The sequence below is a fragment of the Niallia circulans NBRC 13626 genome (assembly GCF_001591585.1).
Taxonomy (GTDB): Bacteria; Bacillota; Bacilli; order Bacillales; family Cytobacillaceae; genus Niallia; species Niallia circulans.
On the sequence record NZ_BCVE01000016.1, the window covers coordinates 77,630 to 97,243 of the forward strand.

Consider the following 19,614-nt stretch of genomic DNA (forward strand, 5'->3'; position numbering starts at 1 on the left):
ATAGGGGCTATGCTAATTTTGTAAGGAAAAAAGAGAAGGAACTTTTTCTACTATCAAATTATTGGAGGTTTTAGAATGATTTCAGCTAAAGCAAGAGCAGTATATGGTGCAGATAAACCATTTCAAGCAACCGAAATTAAAAGACGTGACTTAGATTTACACGATGTTCTCATAGAAATTAAGTATGCAGGCATTTGTCATTCAGACATCCACACAGCTCATGGGGAATGGGGACCTGTTAATTATCCTCTTGTACCAGGGCATGAAATTGCAGGAATTGTTACAGAAATCGGACCGGAAGTAACGAAGTATAAAATCGGCGATCGTGTGGGTGTCGGATGTATGGTGGACTCATGTGGAGAATGCGAGAACTGCCTAAAGGGGGAAGAACAATACTGTCTTAAAGGTAATATTCCTACATATGCTGGCGTAGACAAATACGGAGAGCCTACACAAGGCGGCTATTCAACCCATATTGTTGTAACAGAGGAGTTCGTAGTAGGAATCCCTGATAACATCGAACTGGATGCTGCGGCACCATTACTATGTGCAGGTATCACCACTTACTCTCCATTAAATCGCTGGGGAGCTGGTCCAGGTAAAAAAGTAGCGATTGTCGGAATGGGTGGTCTTGGCCATATGGCTGTTAAGATTGCACATGCAATGGGAGCAAAGGTAACGGTCCTGTCTCAATCATTAAAGAAAAAAGAGGACGGTTTAGAATTTGGAGCGGATCATTATTACGCTACAAATGATCCAGAGACATTTGAAAAACTTGCTGGCTCCTTTGATTTAATTCTTAACACTGTAAGTGCAAAAATCAATCTTGATGCGTATTTTTCTTTACTTACCCTTGATGGTACGATGGTAAATGTCGGTGCTCCTGGGGAACCATTGTCATTAAATGTGATGTCATTGATTGGACACCGCCGTTCCTTTGCCGGTTCCCTAATTGGAGGAATTCGGGAGACACAGGAGATGCTGGATTTCTGCGCGAAGCACGATATTGTACCAAAAATAGAAGTAATTTCCGCAGACCAAATTGATGAGGCTTATGAGCGTGTCTTAGCTTCTGATGTAAAATATCGTTTCGTTATTGATACGAGTACTATGTAGCAGATGAAAAGTGGGGGAGTGGATATTCCCCGCAGACTGAATCCTATAGTATTCAGTCTGCTAATTCCCCCTCATCTTTACAAAGTTTCAAAACAAATAACTTTTCATTTTTTCCTTAAAGCAAGCTTTCTTCTAGTACCTTCATTTGATAAAAATAACCTTTCTTTTCCATTAAATCCTTATAAGAACCGTACTCCATAATTTCGCCATGATTCATTACAATAATTTGATCCATAGACTCTAAACCTTTTAAGCGATGGCTGACCATAATAAATGTATCCTGATCGGCATCTTTAAAAATTTCTTTGTAAATAGTTTGTTCTGTCTGTGCATCAAGTGATGAGGTTGGCTCATCTAATAACCATAGATGTCCTTTTTTCAAAAATGCTCTAGCAAGTGCTAAGCGTTGTTTTTCTCCGCCTGAAAGATTTTCTCCTTTTTCTAACACGCGATGATCTAGGGAAAAATGTTCTAGCTGCACCTTTGCTAATGCTGCTTCCATTTGTGTGTCATTAAGTTCTGATGCTGCTAATTGAAGATTTTCACGAATCGTTCCATAAAAGTAATAATTCTCCTGCAAGACAACTTTCGTTTGTTCCCATATAGCCTCAGAAGATACAGACGATATATCCAAATCTCCCCAATAAATCTTTCCGGCATCAACTTCTTGCAGCTTTAAAATCAGCTGAAGGACAGTGGATTTTCCAGAGCCACTGGCACCGACAATTGCCGTCTTTGACCTAGCTGGTATCGTAAATGATATGTTAGGAATCGTGCTGCGCCAATCCCCCATGTAAGTGAATTGTACATCTTTAAATTCTAATGACGGCGGGAGACTAGATAACTTATTAATATCAGGATCACTATGATTCTTTGTATAACTAGGATCTTCTACCACTTCATATAAGCGTCTTGATGCATCTCTACTTTCTTGCATATAAATAGGAAATACAGCCATTGACGCTGCAGACTCGAAGACAGTTAAAGAAATCATAACAAGCATTGCTAAAAATATCCCTTCAAGCATGCCATTCGCAACTAAATAGGCTCCAACTCCTATGACAAACCAACTTGTAACCAACGTGATAAAACCATTAAATGATTGACTCGATACTTTATTTAAATTTTCTCGTTTTTGTTCATTAATATACGATTCAGAACGATTTAATAGCTGCTGTTGTTTATGTGGTAATTGATGGAACAGCTTTAATTCACGAAACCCATACATCATCTCTGTAATATGGATGGATAAATCACCACGCTCCTGCCTAACTTTCCCTTTAATGTTGACTTGCTTTAAGGAAAATAGTGCTGGAATGATAATCGTCGTCAGGAAAAAACCAAGTAATAGAATCAGCGCAATGGCGATGGAATAAAAACTAGTAAATAAGATCGTGCTGACAAAAACAAGTAAGAGCACAAGCGGTGGGTAAAACACCCTTAAAAAGAAATTTTGCAAACTTTCTACATCTCCAACTACACGCGCAAGCAGGTCCCCGCTTCTATATTTATGAAATATTTGCGGAATAAGCGGCGTCAATTTTTCAAAGAAAGCCACTCGCAAATTACTTAAAATCGTAAAAGTAGCTCGATGTGATGAAAGGCGCTCTCCATATTTTGCTCCTGCTTTCACAAGACCAAGTAACTTAACGGTTGAAGTTAGTATAATTAAAGTATAGAAGGGAGGAATTAATGCAGACTTAGATATAAGATAACCACTTGCAGCAAATAAGCCGACACTGCTAATTCCAGCAATAAAACCACATACTACAGCTACGCTAATGTCTTTTTTCTCTATTAACATTAATCTCATTATTTTCTGCAGTGCACTCATTATTGTTCCCTCCCTTTTTGAATCATTACTAACTCCTTATATGCAGGTGAAATTTCTAATAATGATTCATGTGTCCCAACAGCCTGGAGTCTCCCATTTTCTAAAAAAAGAATTTGGTCGGCATTTTTGATCGTATGCAAACGATGGGCAACGGTAATCACCGTAGCTGTCTCCTTTAATTTTTGAATCGACTGCTGCAATATTTTTTCAGTAGCTAAATCGAGCCCGCGCGTTGGTTCATCCAACAATACAATGTGAGGCTTTTTAAGAAAAGCACGTGCTATCGAAACTCTTTGTTTTTCACCGCTAGAAAGCCCTCTGCCAGCTTCGCCAATTCGAGTATCAAAGCCATGTTCTAATGAAGCAACTAGCGGTGCAATTCCCGCTAATTGTGCTGCCGTTTTAATTGCATCCATCCCAACTTCCTCTGTCGTTCCCATCGCAATATTCTCGCCAATCGTTCCTGAAAAAATATAAGGAGTTTGCGATATATAAGAAATCCTTTCTAACCAAGCGGCTTCTGCAAATTTAGTGAGTGCTTCTTGATTAATATAAATCGTCCCTTTTTCAGGAGTAATCATACCTGCTAATAAGTGAAGCAAGGTTGTCTTTCCAGCACCACTTGCGCCTACAATGGCAATTTGCTGGTTAGGTAAAAAAGTTGCTGTGATCGACTCTAGTCGGAAATTAGTAGTCGTATAAGCAAAGTCAACTTGATGAAGCTCAATCGTTGGGGGCACTTTCCACTTAGGGAAGGTTTGTTTTCCCCATAAAGTAGGTTCATCTTCCTCTTCAAACACCTCTAATACCTTTTGTGCAGCTCCCATGCTGCTTCTGCCATTATGAAACGTTACACCCAGTTCTTTTAGGGACGTATAAAATTCTGGAACCAATATTAAGATTAAAAAAGCCGTGAAAAAAGAAATACTTTTATAAATAATTAATTGAATAGCAAGTTCTAAAGCCACAATTCCAATACTTAGCATCGATATAAGTTCAAGTGCAAAGGATTGTGTAAAAGCAATTTTCAATATTTCTAGTGTTGTATCACGAAAGCTTAAACTACTTTTTTCTAATTCTCCTTTTTGCCGATTTGTTTGAGCAAATAGTTTTAAGGTTACTAGCCCTTGTAAAGTTTCTAAAAACTTACCGGAAAAAGAAGCTAGTTTTTCCAGCTTCTCCTCCGATTTTTTTTGGGTTCTGATTCCAATTACGATCATATAAATTGGAATAAACGGGGCAGAAACCATTAAAATAATCCCTGAATTTACATGCTGAGTAAGAATAACAAGCAGCATTAAAAGCGGTACAAATGTACTCTGCATAACCTGTGGAATAAACTGGCTATAAAAACTATCCATCTCATCCACACCATCAAGTAGCATACTTACTTTTTCGCCTGTCTGTCCTTTTTCATTCAGCTGGACAGAATTAGCAGTATATTTTGCCAATAAATTCTTACGTGTTTCCCCTTTTACCTTGCTCGCAATCGAAACACCAATCCGTTTACTTATATAATCGGTACTAGACCTTACAAATAGGATAACAAGCAGCAGCATCAACCACGGTATAATCGCTGAAAACGACTGTTTTTTTAGGAAAACACCGTCGACAATGGACGTCATCACATAGGCCTGGGCAACAATTGCAAGCCCTAGTATCAAGGTTAGTCCAAATAACCAATAAATCTTTTTCTTATGCATCCAAACTGTTTTCTTTATATTTTGCATAATGATTCCGCCTTCTTATTTTTTTCCCTTGGCATAATCTGCATCAAATAAAAACAGGCGCATCAATAAGATTAGGGACGGAATTAGCAGTAAGAGTCCCCCAATGAAGGCAATGATAAGCGCCATTGCCATGGATGGATTTGTAGCACTATCCTCAATATTGATGTATGGATAGAGCAAATAAGGATATTTAGCCATTCCGTATCCGAAAAAGGCAAAGAGAAACTGCAGCATAATGGCAATAAAAGCAATCCCATAATTCCTGCCTATATATAATAGACCAATCCCAATAATAAAAAAGCCCATTGATAAGCCAAATATCCACCATAAATCCAGCATATTTTCGTAATTAACTTGGTTTCTCTGACTTAAAGCAATCATCGTTGTCAACGCCATAATAATGGTTGGCGTTGCCCAGAATAATGCCCATTTACGTACTAACTGAAGTGCAGCTATATCTTTTGCCCTTGATGCATAATAAGTAATAAAGCTTGCACTAATAAATAGAACAGATACAATCGCCAGCGCAACAATACTCCAAGCTAACGGGCTCGTAAATAATTCGAAATACTTTAACGAAACTTGGCCGTTGTGTTCAGAAATATATCCTCCTTCTGATATCGTTAAAGCGACCGATAATGAAGCTGGGATAAATAGGCCTGTCGCTCCATATAGAAACATATAAACATTACTTTGCTTAGAACCATAGTTTTCAAAAGCATAAAAGGAACCCCGAATAGCTAGCAAAACGATCGCAAAACTTGCAGGTACCAGCAATGCGGAGCCATAATAATAGGCTGAAGAAGGAAAGAAACCAACAATACCTACAAAAAAGAAAACTAAAAATACATTTGTTACTTCCCATACTGGTGATAGGTAACGCGAAATGATTTGATTAATGATATGGTCTTGCTTGGTAATCTTTGCATAATATGCAAAAAATCCTGCGCCAAAGTCAATCGATGCTACAATTAGATAGCCGTACAAGAACAACCATAGTACCGTAATCCCGATTACCTCATAACTCATTTTTCAATCCCCTCTTTCCATTCAGGGTAATTCTTTTCTAACTCCAATTCTGCTGGATTATCTTTAAATAATTTTCGTAAGGTGATCGTAAATAGAGTGCCAAGGACTATATACAGTGCTAGAAATAGAAAAAACATATGCAGAATATAAGGAGATGATGTAGCTGCCTCGTCTACAGTCATATATCCTCTTACTATCCATGGCTGTCTTCCCAGCTCTGCAAAAACCCACCCAAGTTCTACAGCTAACATTGCTAATGGCCCACTTATTGCGATTAACCATAGCATTAATCTACTATGCTGATTCCAGCGTTTAAACCTAGCTAATACAATATATATAAACGAAATTCCTAAAAGGAAGAATCCAATAGATACCATCGAATCAAATAAATAATGGATAACCAATGGCGGTCTTTCTCCTTCTGGTGTAGCTTCTAACCCCGTTACTTCGCTTGTAAAATCACCATGTGCTAAAAAGCTTAAAAAGCCAGGTACTCGAATCGCTCCCACGACCTCATTCTCATCATTCAACCATCCAAATAGAAGGAGATCTGCATTCTCTTCTGATTCAAACAGCCATTCTGCAGCAGCTAACTTTTCCGTCTGATGTTTTGCTAAATATTTGGCTGATACATCCCCTGCTAATGCTGTAATCACGGAAAAGACAAACATAGCGATAACCGTCATCTTTAGTGCTTTTTTATGATATTCCCGTGCACCTTTGTTTCGCAATAACGCAATCGCAGCAATCGTTGCTAATATAGCTGCTACCGTCAAATAAGAACCTCCTAAGACGTGAAAAATTCTAGTCGGCGATGATGGGTTTAACATTGCTTTTAACGGATTAACCGCAGCAAATTCTCCATCAACCATGCTAAATCCATTTGGCGAATTCATAAAAGAATTTACTGTCGTTATAAAAACCGCAGACATCCCTGCACCGATTACAACTGGTAATGTTAATAGCCAATGCGTATATTTTCCTTTAAAGCGATCCCAAGTATATAAATAAATTCCTAAGAAAATAGCTTCAAAGAAAAACGCAAATACTTCCATAAATAGCGGCAGTGCTATGACATTACCTGCAAGCTGCATAAAATTGGGCCATACTAAAGATAGCTGTAAGGCAATGGCTGTTCCTGTCACTACTCCAATTGCAACCGTTATCACAAATCCTCTAGACCATCTTTTGGCTAGCAATTCATAGTGCTTATCTTGCTTTCTAATACCGATGAATTCAGCAATAGAAATAAACAATGGTACTCCGACCCCTAAGGTAGCAAAGATAATGTGAAAGGTAAGGGTCATTGCTGTAATCATTCTGCTAATGGTGACTGTATCAAACTCCATGTTTCTCCCTCCTGTTTTTCTTAGTGAAATATTGAGCAAGTTTAAGCTATATTTTTAACTATTTTGGAATTTAATACACAGGTACTATCTATACTTCTTTATTAATACCCAAATTATTAAGTACTTATGTACTTATCCAAAATATACGAATACGAATACGAATATTAACACTACGCTTATAATGTTAACATAGAAGAATAAATTAATATGTGTACACTTTTAGAAGGATTTTTTTCCCATTTTCCCAGTGGCATTTTTACATAAAAAAGAACCAACTCCATTTTAGAATTGGTTCTTGCTGGCTTATTTATTTTCTTCTACTTGAAATGGTTAGTAAAATTAATTTGCTTGAACATTCAGCAGGCAGTACACTTTTACACTGCTTCATTTCCATGAACTTTTTCATCTGGAATCAATAACAAACCTAATTCATGGTGATCGCCCTCAAATAGAGCTCTTTGCACGAAACGAATTTCGCCATGAGTATCAAAGACCTCCAGCTTACAATGGGCAGAATTCTTCTGTAATGCTTTGTATAATTGAATTTTATCTTGAACTGGAATGCTATTTACTTTCGAAATCATTTCTCCGATTCTAAGTCCCATTTTATCAGCGGGCGAATCTGGTACAATTCCCAAAATTACTACCCCATTATTTTTTCTAGAAAAATAAAAAGATCTGTTTTTTTCTTTATTTCTCTGTTTTAAAGTAATCCATTCCCGACCGATAATGGCTACAATCACTAGGGCAAGCGATGCAAGCGGGTATAAATAAGCTGCCGCTCCACCTACTATAACAAAAGAACCAAGAATAATTAGATTTCGTCCCACATTTCTAATAGCAATAATAGGGTGCTCTCCTTGTACTTCTAGTTTTGCACCAATCAAGAACGGAACGAAAATTAAAGAATAGGTTTGATTTGCAATAGTAAACATTGGCCACCATTCAAATGGAATCGTCAGTACGCCTGATGGGATAAATAAAAATACCGGCATAATCCATGCTCTTTCAAGTAAATGAACACCTATAACTTGACCTCGCTTACTTTTCTTCAATCGCGGCGAAGTCCCCTTTACTCCGTTTCCACGAACAAATATTCCCTCGGAAATAATCAATAAGCCTAATAAAATAATGGCAGTTGGAAAAATATACTCAGAAGGCTGAAGATTGCTTTTAGAAAACAAGAAATAATCCAAGCCAAGGAAAACAGATACACTACTTGCGATAATGCCTAAACCAGCCGTGTATACAGGTGATAATATTCTTGTTTTTCCAATTAAAGCAAATATTATGGTGAAAATTCCTGTGAAAATAATAAATTCCATTGGAACTACTAAAACAAGGCCAATTGAAAGAACAGAAACACATAGCCCTACAATTATCCCTCGTGGAAGTAATTGTTTCAGTTCAAAATAAGCATCCTGTGCTCTTACTGTGAAATTTCTTCTTTCCTTTTTCACTCTAGAAACCCCTAAAAAAGCGGCAAATAAAAATGATAAATAAAAAACAGGATTTAAAAATAATTTACCAAATCCTTTTAATAGTTCAAGCAGCCAATCTTGCCACATAAAACTTCCCCCATCCTTACAATAAGCTTTCAATCTATTCATTCCTCGAAATAAAGGAATTTAATCTTTTTGATAATATAAATCTATTATATTCTACTAATATGGTAATAGAAAGACTATGTGGAAGAAATATCTATCTTTTTATCAGTATTTCTAATTATATACTAGTTTTTTCATACTAAAAAAGCTAACAACTTATTACAGTCGTTAGCTCGTATTCATTAGTGTTTAGTTTTTTGCCATGGAAGCTTTCACCTTAGCAACAACATTTTCCACCGTAAATCCATACTCTTGGAAAAGTTTATCTGCCGGAGCTGAAGCACCAAAATGATCAATTGTGATATGTTCCCCTTTTGCACCGATATATTCTCTCCAGCCAAGAGAGGCCCCAGCCTCGATAGCAACACGTGCTTGAACGCTTTTCGGCAGTATTCTTTCTTTATATTCAGGAGATTGCTTTTCAAAAAGATCCCAGCTTGGCATACTTACCACATTTACAGAAATTCCTTCATCTGCTAAAGCTGCTTGTGCCTTGATTGCAAGAGAAACTTCTGATCCTGTTGCTAAAATTAATGCCTGCGCTTCCTCTGAAGCCCGGGAAAGAATGTATGCACCTTTTTTTACCCCTTCGTATGCTTCTTCTTTTGTTATGTCGAGAGTCGGCAGGTTCTGACGTGTCAATACTAGCGCTGTTGGTGTATCTGTACTTTCTAATGCCAGCTGCCATGCAGCAGCTGTTTCTTTGGCATCTGCTGGACGAATAATCGATAATCCTGGCATTGCCCGTAGGGAAGCTAATTGTTCAATTGGCTCATGGGTCGGCCCATCTTCTCCGACAGCAATACTATCATGTGTGAATACATATGTTACTGGTAGTTTCATTAATGCTGCTAGACGCATAGCTGGACGTAAATAATCAGAGAAAACGAAGAATGTTGCGCCAAATACTTTTACTCCGCCATGCAGTGCTAATCCATTTAATGCTGCACCCATTGCAAATTCACGTACACCAAACCAAATATTTCTACCAGCATATCCATCGATGGCAAAGTTCTTTTCAGCATTCATTAACGTCTTATTGGATCCTGCTAAATCAGCTGAGCCACCAAATAAAAATGGAAGTTCTTTTGCTGCTGCTTGAATTGCTTTCCCTGAAGATTCTCTTGTTGCCATCGATTCCCCTACAGTAAATTCAGGTAGCTTTGCTTGCAAATCAGCTGGTAACTTCCCTTTGATTGCGGATTCTAATTGGCCAGCTAATTCTGGATAGGCTGCTTTATATTTTTCATAACGTTCATTCCATGCTTTCTCTTTTTCTGCGCCTGCTTGCGCTAATGCCGCAAAATGATCCGATACTTCTGCTGGAACGCAGAATGCTTCTTCATATGCCCACCCATACGTTTGTTTTGCTAATTGTGTTTCTGAAGCTCCAAGTGGTGCACCATGTGATGCAGATTTTCCACCTTTATTTGGAGAACCGTATCCAATTATGGTTTTCACCTCGATGAGAGTAGGAATCTCTGATTGTTTCGCCTTTGTAATAGCCTTATGAATTTCTTCTATATTATTTCCATCTTCCACACGGATAACTTCCCATCCATATGCTTCAAAACGCTTTTGAACACTTTCAGAGAAAGAAAGATGCAAATCACCATCTAACGAGATATCATTGGAATCATATAATACTACTAATCTACCTAATTTTAAATGACCTGCAAGCGATGCTGCTTCTGCAGATACGCCTTCCATTAAATCGCCATCACCGCAGATGCTGTACGTATAGTGATCTACTACTGGATAATTTTCTTTATTATAAGTTTCTGCCAAGTGTCTTTCTGCCATTGCCATTCCTACTGCCATCGCAATTCCTTGTCCTAATGGGCCAGTAGTTGCTTCCACACCTGGAGTATGGCCGAACTCTGGATGACCTGGCGTTTTACTTCCCCATTGACGGAAATTTTTCAAATCATCAATGGTTACATCATATTGAAATAAATGTAATAAGCTATAAAGAATCATGGAACCATGTCCTGCTGATAAAACAAACCGGTCACGATTAAACCAATTAGGATTAGCTGGATTATGATTCATTTCCTTTGCCCATAGTGTATATGCCATTGGTGCTGCCCCCATTGGCATACCTGGATGACCAGAATTTGATTTTTCAATGGCATCAATGGATAATGTTCGAATTGTATTTACTGCTAGTTTTTCTACGTTTGCAACAACTGTATTAGTCATACTATCATTCCTTCGTATTTTTTATTTAAATAAAGAACTCCCTCTTTTTTCACTGCTATTTCTCCTGTCGGATTATCATTTTTTATCCATAATAATATGGTTTCCGCTATTTCATTTGCTAATATTCGATCAATTGTTGTTGGATTGGTTCCCATGCATAGAGCTTCATCAATTTCCGTGTATTTCCAATCCACATTTAAAGAGCGAATCAGCTTCTTCTCTACACTTGCTTTATTTAAATGGCTGTATACTAGTACTGAAGAAGTTTGAAGAGAATTAAAACTATTATCGATTTTATTACATAAAAGCTCTACTTCTTCTAATTCAAACGTATTTGCTAAAAAATGGCCATCTACCGCCATGGAAATATCTTGGAGCATATGATTCGAAGGGTATCCATTTATAGCAATGCCAAACAATCTTGGTTTTTCGTATTTCAGAGAATGAATGGTATCTTTTACCTTCAGAACCATTTGTGTAATACTGTTAATAGCGGTGTCATAGCCTAAAGACCAATCTGAACCTTTGATATTGTTATAAATAGAAACGGGAACGTATAAGGAATGAATCGTTTTGCTCATTGCAAATGTCTGCGCCCACCGTTTTTTTGCCTGTGCATCGCCAATAAAAATTATACTATCCATCGGGGAACAGATTTCTTCCCATCTAATATTGTCTAATAATGGAGTTGGCTTCAATACAGAATCACTTAAATAGGGAGAATCATTATTAACAATAAATTCAAGATAGTCCGCTTTCCCTGTTTCTTTATTCACTTCAATCCCAAATAATTGGTGAGTTGGAGTCAATTCATTAAATATTTTATAAATAATCTGCTTTACTCCCCCAGGCAGTACTCCTGCAATCATGATACCTACCTTCAAATTGGATGCCTCCTGTTTCCCCTTATTTAGTCTTATAGATTTCTATTTGTTAGCTGTTTTACATCCTTTTATCTTTATACTCTTTATCTATCAACATAGATATTTTTCTAATTCCCCAATAGCTCCGACTCTTCTTTCATGTCTTCCTCCTAAAAACTTCGCCTGAAGCCATGTTTCTACAATTAGCAAGGCCAACCCTTCTCCTGTCACTCTCTCTCCTAAACATAGAACATTACTATTATTATGTTCCCTAGTAGCTTGCGCGGAAAAAACATCTCCAACTACAGCTGCTCGAATTCCTTTTATTTTATTTGCCGCAATACTCATTCCAATGCCAGTTCCACAACAAAGAATTCCTAAATCATTTTGACCTCTAACAATCGATTCTCCCACTTGTTTGGCGTAGTCTGGAAAATCTACACTTTCTCGACTGTGACAACCAAAATCTTCTACTTCAACTTCTTGTTCTAATAAATATTTCTTCACTGCTTCCTTTAGCAAAAATCCACCATGATCACATGCAATGGCTAACTTCATGCTCTTCATCCTCTCTATTAGTCAACTCTATTAATCGGGAAAAAACGTATTATTTCCTTCCAGGAAGAACCAAATAATAGAATCTATCATGAAACAATCAACTCTCATGCCCATTACATTTTGTTAGTTCCTTTTTGGCATGTTCATTTTATCACATAAACCCTAGTTATCTGTATACGTTTTCATCTTCAATATTGTTATTTCTTTTGTGCCATCTAGTGATGAAAGATAATTAATAATAAAGTAAATAGATAAAAATACCCCGCTTTATGATGTAAGTGGAGTATTCTTATCTGACAGCTGCTTAAGATTCAATTAAAACTTTTATCTCATCACCAGCCATTACTTTTTCAAAACCAGTGCGCCATTCAGCGAGTGATACGATCTTTGTAATCATTTTATCTGTATCGATTTTTCCATCCTCTAGTAATTTCAGGGCAATATCCCAAGAACTAGGTTTTTGAGAACGACAGCCGATATAGTTAATTTCGCGTTGAATAATGGACTCTTGATCGATTTCATTTGCTTTCTTTGCAAATAATCCTACTTGAACGAATGTTCCTTTTTTCTTTGTTAGTGCAAGACCTTGGTTTACAGCTGGAACCGCTCCCGAACAATCGAATACTTTATCCGCACCATAGCCATCCGTATATTGGTAAACCATTTCGTTCAAATCTTCTTGTAAAAGATCCACGACAACATCTATTCCTAATTCCTTTGCAAGATCTAATCGCTTTCTATCTTTTGTAATGCCAGCCAATATAACGAAGGCGCCTTGTGCTTTTACTACTTGACTTAATAACAATCCAATGGGACCAGGACCAAATACTAAAACAGTATCGTTTTCTGCAATCATTGTTTTTTCTAACGCAGCATGAACACAACAAGCTAATGGTTCTGTTAAAGCAGCTGCTTCTAAACTAACCTTTTCGTTTAATACATGTATGCTCTCTTCCCTAGCAATCACATATTCTGCCATACTACCATTTACTTGTGTACCAAGACCTGTTCTATTTGGACAAAGATTATAGTCCTTTTCTTGACAATAGATACATTCTCCGCAAGTTGTAAAGGTCGTTTCACTTGTTACTCGATCTCCGACTTTTACTCTTGTAACATCTTTGCCGACCTCCACTACTACACCAGAAAACTCATGTCCTAATACTACTGGAGTATTTTTACTATTGTATTCTCCTTTAAAGGTGTGAATATCTGATCCACAAATCCCTGTGTATGCAACTTTTATTTTTACTTTATCGTCATATGCAGATGGCTCATCGATTTCGATTAGCTCCATTTCATCATAACCAGATTTTAATTTTGTTACAGCTTTCATTTAATTCTCACTCCCATTTGGTAAAATTAACACTTTTCCATAGTTCTCCTCACGATTAATAATTAGATTAAAAGCCGCTTGAGTATCTTCTAAAGAAAATCTATGAGAAATTAAATCTTTCAACTTAATTTGTCCCTTTTGTAAAAATGAAATGCTTTTTGTCCATTCTTCACCAGGGAAAGGAGCTGAATAGGAATTCCAAAATCCCTTTAAGGTTAACTCTCTTCTAAAAATATTTTCGAATGCTTTCTGTGATAAAGTTACATCAGAATATGCAATGCCTAAATATCCGATCTTTCCCTTCTTACGTGTAATCAATAAACATTGTTCTTGTGTAATTTTTGAACCTGCACATTCTAAAGCTATATCTACACCAAGGCCATTGGTATATTCTTCGATTTTTTGATATAAGTCTTCTTTTTTTGCATTAATAGTTTTTTCACAGCCAAATGCTCTTGCTTCTGCTAACTTTTCATCGGAAATATCAATAGCTATTATTTCTTTAACCCCGGCTATTTTTAACCACTGAATAACGAGCATACCAATTGTTCCTGCACCAAAAACTGCTACTACATCACCTAAATGCGGCTTAATATTTAATACTCCATGTAAAGCAACTGCCATTGGTTCAATCATTGCTGCCTCTTCAAAATCCATTTCGCCAATTGATAAAATATTCTTAGCAGGAACATTACAATACTCTGCAAATCCTCCATAAGATTTTGATCCTATCATTCCATGATTTTCACACAATGAAAATTGTCCCTTTAGACAATATTCACATTCGTTACAAGGTATAAAAGGAATGACAACAACTCTTTCACCAACTTTCACATTTGTAACCTTAGATCCAATTTCAGTAACAATTCCTGAAAATTCATGTCCCATTATTGCTGGTAATGGATATTTCCAAACACTTGTCATTTTATGTGTATCAGATCCGCAGATACCAGCAGCCATTACTTTGACCTTAACTTCTGTGGCATTACAAGATTCTAACTCTATATCTTCATAAATTATTTTGTTTTCAGCGTGGAGAACTGCTGCTTTCATCGTTTAAACCTCCATTCATTATTTTCATTTCAAAATAAAAGCAGACGCACCAGCCTAATTGCTTAAATCATCTGCTTTTATTCATTAAGTTCTAATTATTTTCCAAACAAAAAGGCAACCGCTTCAGAGAATTTTAATATTAACCAGTTAAATAAGTTACCTCCTAGATCTAAACTAGAAATTTGGGTAGCACCCTCAGGTAAAGTAAATTGTGCACCAGAAATCATCTGAGTATGAACCTCCGCAAAATTAGTAGCCATATATAGTGATAACGCTACCATTACGATTCCAGCTAAAACAGAGTGAATGATATTTCCTTTACGAGATCCTACAACAAACGCAATATAAAATGGAATTGTCGCTAAATCACCAAATGGCAGCACTTTATTACCTGGTAAGATTACAGCTAAAAACAATGTAATTGGAACTAAAATAAGTGCAGTTGCCATCACTGATGGATGTCCTACAGATACTGCAGCATCCAATCCTATATAAATCTCTCTATCACCATATCTCTTTTGCAAAAACGACCGTGCTGACTCTGAAATTGGTATTAAACCTTCCATTAAGATCTTAACCATACGCGGCATCAATAACATTACTGCTCCCATTGAAATACCTGTTTGTAATATTTTTCCGATATCATAACCAGCAAGTAATCCAATAAGTGCACCAAGGATTATTCCCATCATCATTGGTTCACCAAAAATTCCAAAACGCTTTTGAATGGTTTCAGGGTCTGCATTTAATTTATTTATTCCGGGAATTTTTGCGATAGCCCAGCCTACTAATATACCAATTGGTCCGAAAGCCGCTGTAGAACCAGTTGGTAATGAAATTCCATCAAGCCCATAAAATTTTTGAACCATAGGAGCCGTTTTATCAGCAACAAACAGTACTGCATATTGATAAATAATTGCACATAAAATTGCAAACCACCAACTATCTGTTACAATATAGCCAGTTGCACCAGCTGCAATAAAGTGCCAGTAGTTCCAAATATCAATATCCAAAGTTTTTGTCATCTTTGTTAATAAGAAAAAGATGTTTGCAAATAAACAAATCGGAATTAAAATTGCTGCAACAGGTGATGCCCAAGATAGAGCTGCTGCTGAAGGCCACCCTGTATCAATAACTGTTAGATTTAATCCAAAACGCTCAACCATCTGCTGTGCAGCTGGTCCAAGAGTACTAACAAGCAAATCAATAACTAAGTTAATCCCTACAAATCCAATCCCAATAGTTATTCCCGCTTTTAATGCCTTTTTAAAGCCTGTCTTAAATGCAAGACCCAATAGAATGATAGCAATAGGTAAAATTACAGTTGGTCCAAGATTTAGTACATACTGAACGCCATCTAATAGCTTTTGCATATTTTTCCCTCTTTTCTTTTGTTATATATTAGAATTAATTACTGTTTGTTGTTATATAACAACAAACAGTAATTTCACCCAAATTCACTTAACTTCTTTTCATTATTGCAAGTGATCAAGTATTTTTTTATCTAAACTTTCCATTCCAATTCCAGTGATATAAGCCGTAGCTATAATTGCTGGTATCTGATAAGTTGTAGGAAGAATAGTAGTTGAAACGATAATATCTGCCTCACTTTGTTTTGAAGCTACTTCTGCTATTTTACATTGAATAACTTCTGCATTAATATTGTTATCCTTCACCAAATTCTCCACTCGATTACAAACTACAGTTGAAGTTGCGATACCTGCTCCACATGCTACTAAAATTTTATATTTTTTCATTTTTAAAATCCCCTTCCATTCTTTTAACTTATTAATTGGCTTGTATTTAGATTGTTTTGTTTGTTTTTTCAAAATAACTTAGAATCTCTTTATCTAGTTTTTCTATACCTAACCCACTAATATAAGCAGTAGCACTGATTGCTGGGACTTTATATTTTGTCGGCAAGATAGTAGTTGATATAATTAAAAACGCATCATCTTGTAAAGATGCCACTTCTGCTATTTTACATTGAACAAGCTCTACCTTTAGATTTTCTCGTCTAAATAATTCTTCTAAATGATCTAAAACAACTGTTGATGTAGCAATCCCTGCACCACATGCCACAAGTACTATTGGCTTGTTCAATCTAATCACCACCTTTCATAAAATTTTAATGCTTTCAAATAATGCTGTTATATCAGATTTATCCTTTGCATGAATAAGCTTTTCAAGATGCTCTTCTACTTGGATGACTTGCATTAATTCCTGAAGAACTTCAATTTGGCTATGTGGCTGATTTAAGCCAAGCATTAATACAGCTTGCACCTCCGTTGTTTTTGTATTATCTTCCATTAAATGAAAGGATACTGGTTTTTCTAAAACAGAAACGGCGATAAATTGCTCCACTACATGTTCCGGATCTGTATGAGGGATAGCGATACTATAATTATTGACACTGAGCCCTGTTGGGAAGATCGATTCTCTCTCCTTAATTTTCGGTAGAAATGTTTCTTTTACAAACCCCTGCTTGTATGCCTTTTCGAACATTGCGTTGAAAAGCTCATCTTGATTTTCTACCTTTAATCCGACGTTTATTAAACTTTCTTTAATAAATGAAGCAACTGCCATTTTAAACTCCTCCACTTTCACTTAACTTTAAGAATATTTTTTAATGATTTCATATATTTGATTGGAATCATTACTGTTTTTTAAATTGCTGATATCTTCTTCATTTTTCGATAAACTCATCAGCTGTCTTAATGCATAAAGATGTTTATGCTTATCTGTAGATGCCAGTACCACGATAAAATGCACGCAAATATTATCATTAAATGGGATACCTTCTTCTATTTTTAATAAGCTCATGCCAACTTTATTTACACCATCTTCTGGACCTGCATGAGGAATGGCTATCACGTTTCTTAGTAAGATATGCTGGACCATTGTAGGATACTGTTTCACCATTTCTGCAATATAATTTTCTGTGATGCTGCCATTATTCAACAGCTTTTCTGCTGCAAGTTGGATTCCTTGCTGCCAACCTTCTATTCTTTTCACCACGGTAATCATGTCTGGTGCTAAGAGAGAGGAAAGGGATAAATCTGTCTTCGCTATTGATTCTTGTGAATCAATAGCTGTTGTAATAGAGAAATGTTCTTGTAAGGTACTGCGCAAAGACTCTTTATCTTTTATTGAAGCATATTTCTCAATTTTCCCCATTAACTGTTCAATGTTGATCACACTAGTATTTAAGTCAAATATTTCTCTTAATACTCGTTGTCTAAGCTGAACTTTTTCAAAATCTGTTAATATGCGATTAATGACAAATTGCTTTGTATCCGTTTGTAAAGGTACTGGTGAAAAAATAATATCCACTTGGTAATTAAGTTGTTGAAATTCCCGAATAGATAAAGCTTGATAAAAGTAAAATTCAGGGAATAACTCACGTAATGTGCTTTCCATTAGGCGTGATATAGATACACCATTTGGACAAACAACTACCGCTTTCTTCTTCTTCTGGATTGTTTCTCCTGAACTGATTAAATGGCCGCCAATGAAGATGGTGATGAACATTAATTCGCTTTCTGGTATGGGACAGCCGATATATTCTTCTACAGGAGAAATCGAATCCTTTACAATAAAATGAATCGTTTCAAATTCTTCGCTTACTTTTTCCATCATCGTGTAATTCGTCGTTAAATTATATTTCATTCGATAATAAGCAGGCTTCATATGAAGAACCAATCTTTCAAGTAATGCCGCTTTATCTTTGAAGTCTATACACGCTTTATATTCAAAAGTATGAAGAAATTGTTCCAAGGTCCTCGTCAGCTCTGGTATTTGATGATCAGCTAAAAACTGGGCTGATAATATCTTGGATGTAAGCAGCTGCAAGGTTAAAAACAGATGCTCTTCTTTCGGAATAGATTTCATGTCTTTAATTAAGATTTCTGCAGCAATAAATTCTTTCGTATCAGACAAGGCTCGATAATCAATATGGTAAAAATCTTGAATTACTTTCCCTTGTTGAATACGCTTTAGTATGACTGCTAAAATATATGGCAAAAGATTAATTCGTTCATCAATAAACTGAAGGTGTAAACTGCTTTCGACTTCTGCAAGTCTTTCTTTTATCGTTGTCAGATTGTCTTTTGATATATCAATAAACTTTTGAATATAAACTTCGCCATTATAAATCGATAAGATATTTTCCAATACTTCCACTAATAATTTTCGGACATCCCATTCCTTTCCTTTTAATTCATATCCTTTCATTCTTGAATAACTAACCTCAAGTTCGTATGGCTCGATCATTTGCTGAACATTTTTCATATCACGAAGGACCGTATTTTTACTTACACCTAATGCGGTAGTAAAATGCAGTAGGGAAAGCTCTTCACTGCTACTAATAATATACAATAGAATAAATTGAGCTCTTTCCGTTTCAGATGGAATATAATGTTTATCTACTTGTTCGTCTGTCTTTTCAGCAAATAATTCCATAATGACTGGGCTAATAATGAATTTTCCACCATTTGTTCTTTTGATAGCTGGATAATTATTCGATTCAAGCCAATCATTGATCTTCTGAAAACTGTAACTAACTTGCCTTCTAGATAACTGAAATTTTTTCTCTAGCTTTATGTTAGAAGTATCCGGATTGCTCAATACTTCCTTTAATAAGATATTACTTCTTTCGTCAAGATACATTATCTATCACCTCTTAACTTGATTTCATTGTAGCATGTAAAAATAAGATATTGTATCCGTTTTCATTTCCATTACTAGTTTGTGAATTGTGTCACTAAGTGATTAACTTGCACAAATCCCAATCTATTCTCCTTCTTTCCTAAAGACAAACTTGTTGCCAAGATTAATCTGATTATGTATGTACAGCATAAAGCATATTTCTTTATTGTGACTGTATTTAACTACTTTTGCTACTTAAACTAATGATAAAGTTGACACCAATTCCTAAG

The 19,614-nt window shown here is 36.2% G+C and carries 16 protein-coding genes; 1 reads left to right on the plus strand and 15 read right to left on the minus strand.

Annotation, left to right across the window (positions count from 1 at the left end; all coding sequences use genetic code 11):
- The first annotated feature begins 75 nt into the window (after nt 1-75).
- Nucleotides 76-1,116: an NAD(P)-dependent alcohol dehydrogenase gene (locus tag BCI01S_RS17605; protein ID WP_061800397.1), complete on the plus strand. Its 1,041-nt coding sequence runs from the start codon at nt 76-78 to the stop codon at nt 1,114-1,116.
- Between the two features lie 115 nt (nt 1,117-1,231).
- Here BCI01S_RS17605 and cydC read toward each other — a convergent pair whose 3' ends face one another.
- The 15 genes from cydC to BCI01S_RS17680 form a co-directional block, all read right to left on the minus strand.
- Nucleotides 1,232-2,950, minus strand: a complete 1,719-nt coding sequence (gene cydC / locus BCI01S_RS17610) for a thiol reductant ABC exporter subunit CydC (protein WP_061800399.1) — start codon at nt 2,948-2,950, stop codon at nt 1,232-1,234.
- Nucleotides 2,950-4,680 carry a thiol reductant ABC exporter subunit CydD gene (cydD, locus tag BCI01S_RS17615; RefSeq protein WP_061800403.1) on the minus strand — a complete coding sequence of 577 codons (1,731 nt, stop codon included), beginning with the start codon at nt 4,678-4,680 and terminating at the stop codon, nt 2,950-2,952. Before cydD ends, cydC begins: the two co-directional genes overlap by 1 nt.
- Nucleotides 4,681-4,695: 15 nt before the next feature.
- Nucleotides 4,696-5,709: a cytochrome d ubiquinol oxidase subunit II gene (locus BCI01S_RS17620; RefSeq protein WP_047944877.1), complete on the minus strand. Its 1,014-nt coding sequence runs from the start codon at nt 5,707-5,709 to the stop codon at nt 4,696-4,698.
- Entirely contained in the window at nt 5,706-7,058 is a 1,353-nt protein-coding gene (locus tag BCI01S_RS17625; protein ID WP_061800405.1) for a cytochrome ubiquinol oxidase subunit I, read from the minus strand. Before BCI01S_RS17625 ends, BCI01S_RS17620 begins: the two co-directional genes overlap by 4 nt.
- A 374-nt stretch (nt 7,059-7,432) precedes the next feature.
- Nucleotides 7,433-8,626, minus strand: coding sequence for a PDZ domain-containing protein (locus BCI01S_RS17630; protein WP_061800407.1), 1,194 nt, complete (start codon nt 8,624-8,626; stop codon nt 7,433-7,435).
- Between the two features lie 228 nt (nt 8,627-8,854).
- Complete coding sequence (gene tkt, locus BCI01S_RS17635) at nt 8,855-10,867, minus strand: transketolase (RefSeq protein WP_061800409.1); 2,013 nt, start codon at nt 10,865-10,867, stop codon at nt 8,855-8,857.
- Nucleotides 10,864-11,751, minus strand: a complete 888-nt coding sequence (locus BCI01S_RS17640) for a 6-phosphofructokinase (RefSeq protein WP_061800411.1) — start codon at nt 11,749-11,751, stop codon at nt 10,864-10,866. Before BCI01S_RS17640 ends, tkt begins: the two co-directional genes overlap by 4 nt.
- 90 nt (nt 11,752-11,841) lie before the next feature.
- Nucleotides 11,842-12,288, minus strand: coding sequence for a ribose 5-phosphate isomerase B (rpiB, locus tag BCI01S_RS17645; RefSeq protein ID WP_082138413.1), 447 nt, complete (start codon nt 12,286-12,288; stop codon nt 11,842-11,844).
- A 304-nt stretch (nt 12,289-12,592) separates the two neighbouring features.
- Nucleotides 12,593-13,624, minus strand: coding sequence for a zinc-binding dehydrogenase (locus tag BCI01S_RS17650; RefSeq protein ID WP_047943926.1), 1,032 nt, complete (start codon nt 13,622-13,624; stop codon nt 12,593-12,595).
- Nucleotides 13,625-14,677, minus strand: coding sequence for a galactitol-1-phosphate 5-dehydrogenase (locus BCI01S_RS17655; protein WP_061800413.1), 1,053 nt, complete (start codon nt 14,675-14,677; stop codon nt 13,625-13,627).
- A gap of 95 nt (nt 14,678-14,772) precedes the next feature.
- Nucleotides 14,773-16,050 (minus strand): PTS galactitol transporter subunit IIC, encoded by a 1,278-nt coding sequence (locus BCI01S_RS17660; RefSeq protein ID WP_047943924.1) that lies wholly within the window; start codon nt 16,048-16,050, stop codon nt 14,773-14,775.
- A gap of 102 nt (nt 16,051-16,152) precedes the next feature.
- The gene (locus BCI01S_RS17665) at nt 16,153-16,434 is read right to left on the minus strand and encodes a PTS sugar transporter subunit IIB (protein WP_047943943.1); all 282 of its coding nucleotides are present in this window, start codon (nt 16,432-16,434) and stop codon (nt 16,153-16,155) included.
- 46 nt (nt 16,435-16,480) lie between these two features.
- Nucleotides 16,481-16,780 carry a PTS sugar transporter subunit IIB gene (locus tag BCI01S_RS17670; protein WP_047943923.1) on the minus strand — a complete coding sequence of 100 codons (300 nt, stop codon included), beginning with the start codon at nt 16,778-16,780 and terminating at the stop codon, nt 16,481-16,483.
- A 15-nt stretch (nt 16,781-16,795) separates the two neighbouring features.
- Nucleotides 16,796-17,263, minus strand: a complete 468-nt coding sequence (locus tag BCI01S_RS17675; protein WP_047943922.1) for a PTS sugar transporter subunit IIA — start codon at nt 17,261-17,263, stop codon at nt 16,796-16,798.
- A 27-nt stretch (nt 17,264-17,290) separates the two neighbouring features.
- Nucleotides 17,291-19,345, minus strand: coding sequence for a BglG family transcription antiterminator (locus BCI01S_RS17680; protein ID WP_061800414.1), 2,055 nt, complete (start codon nt 19,343-19,345; stop codon nt 17,291-17,293).
- Nucleotides 19,346-19,614: the final 269 nt, after the last annotated feature.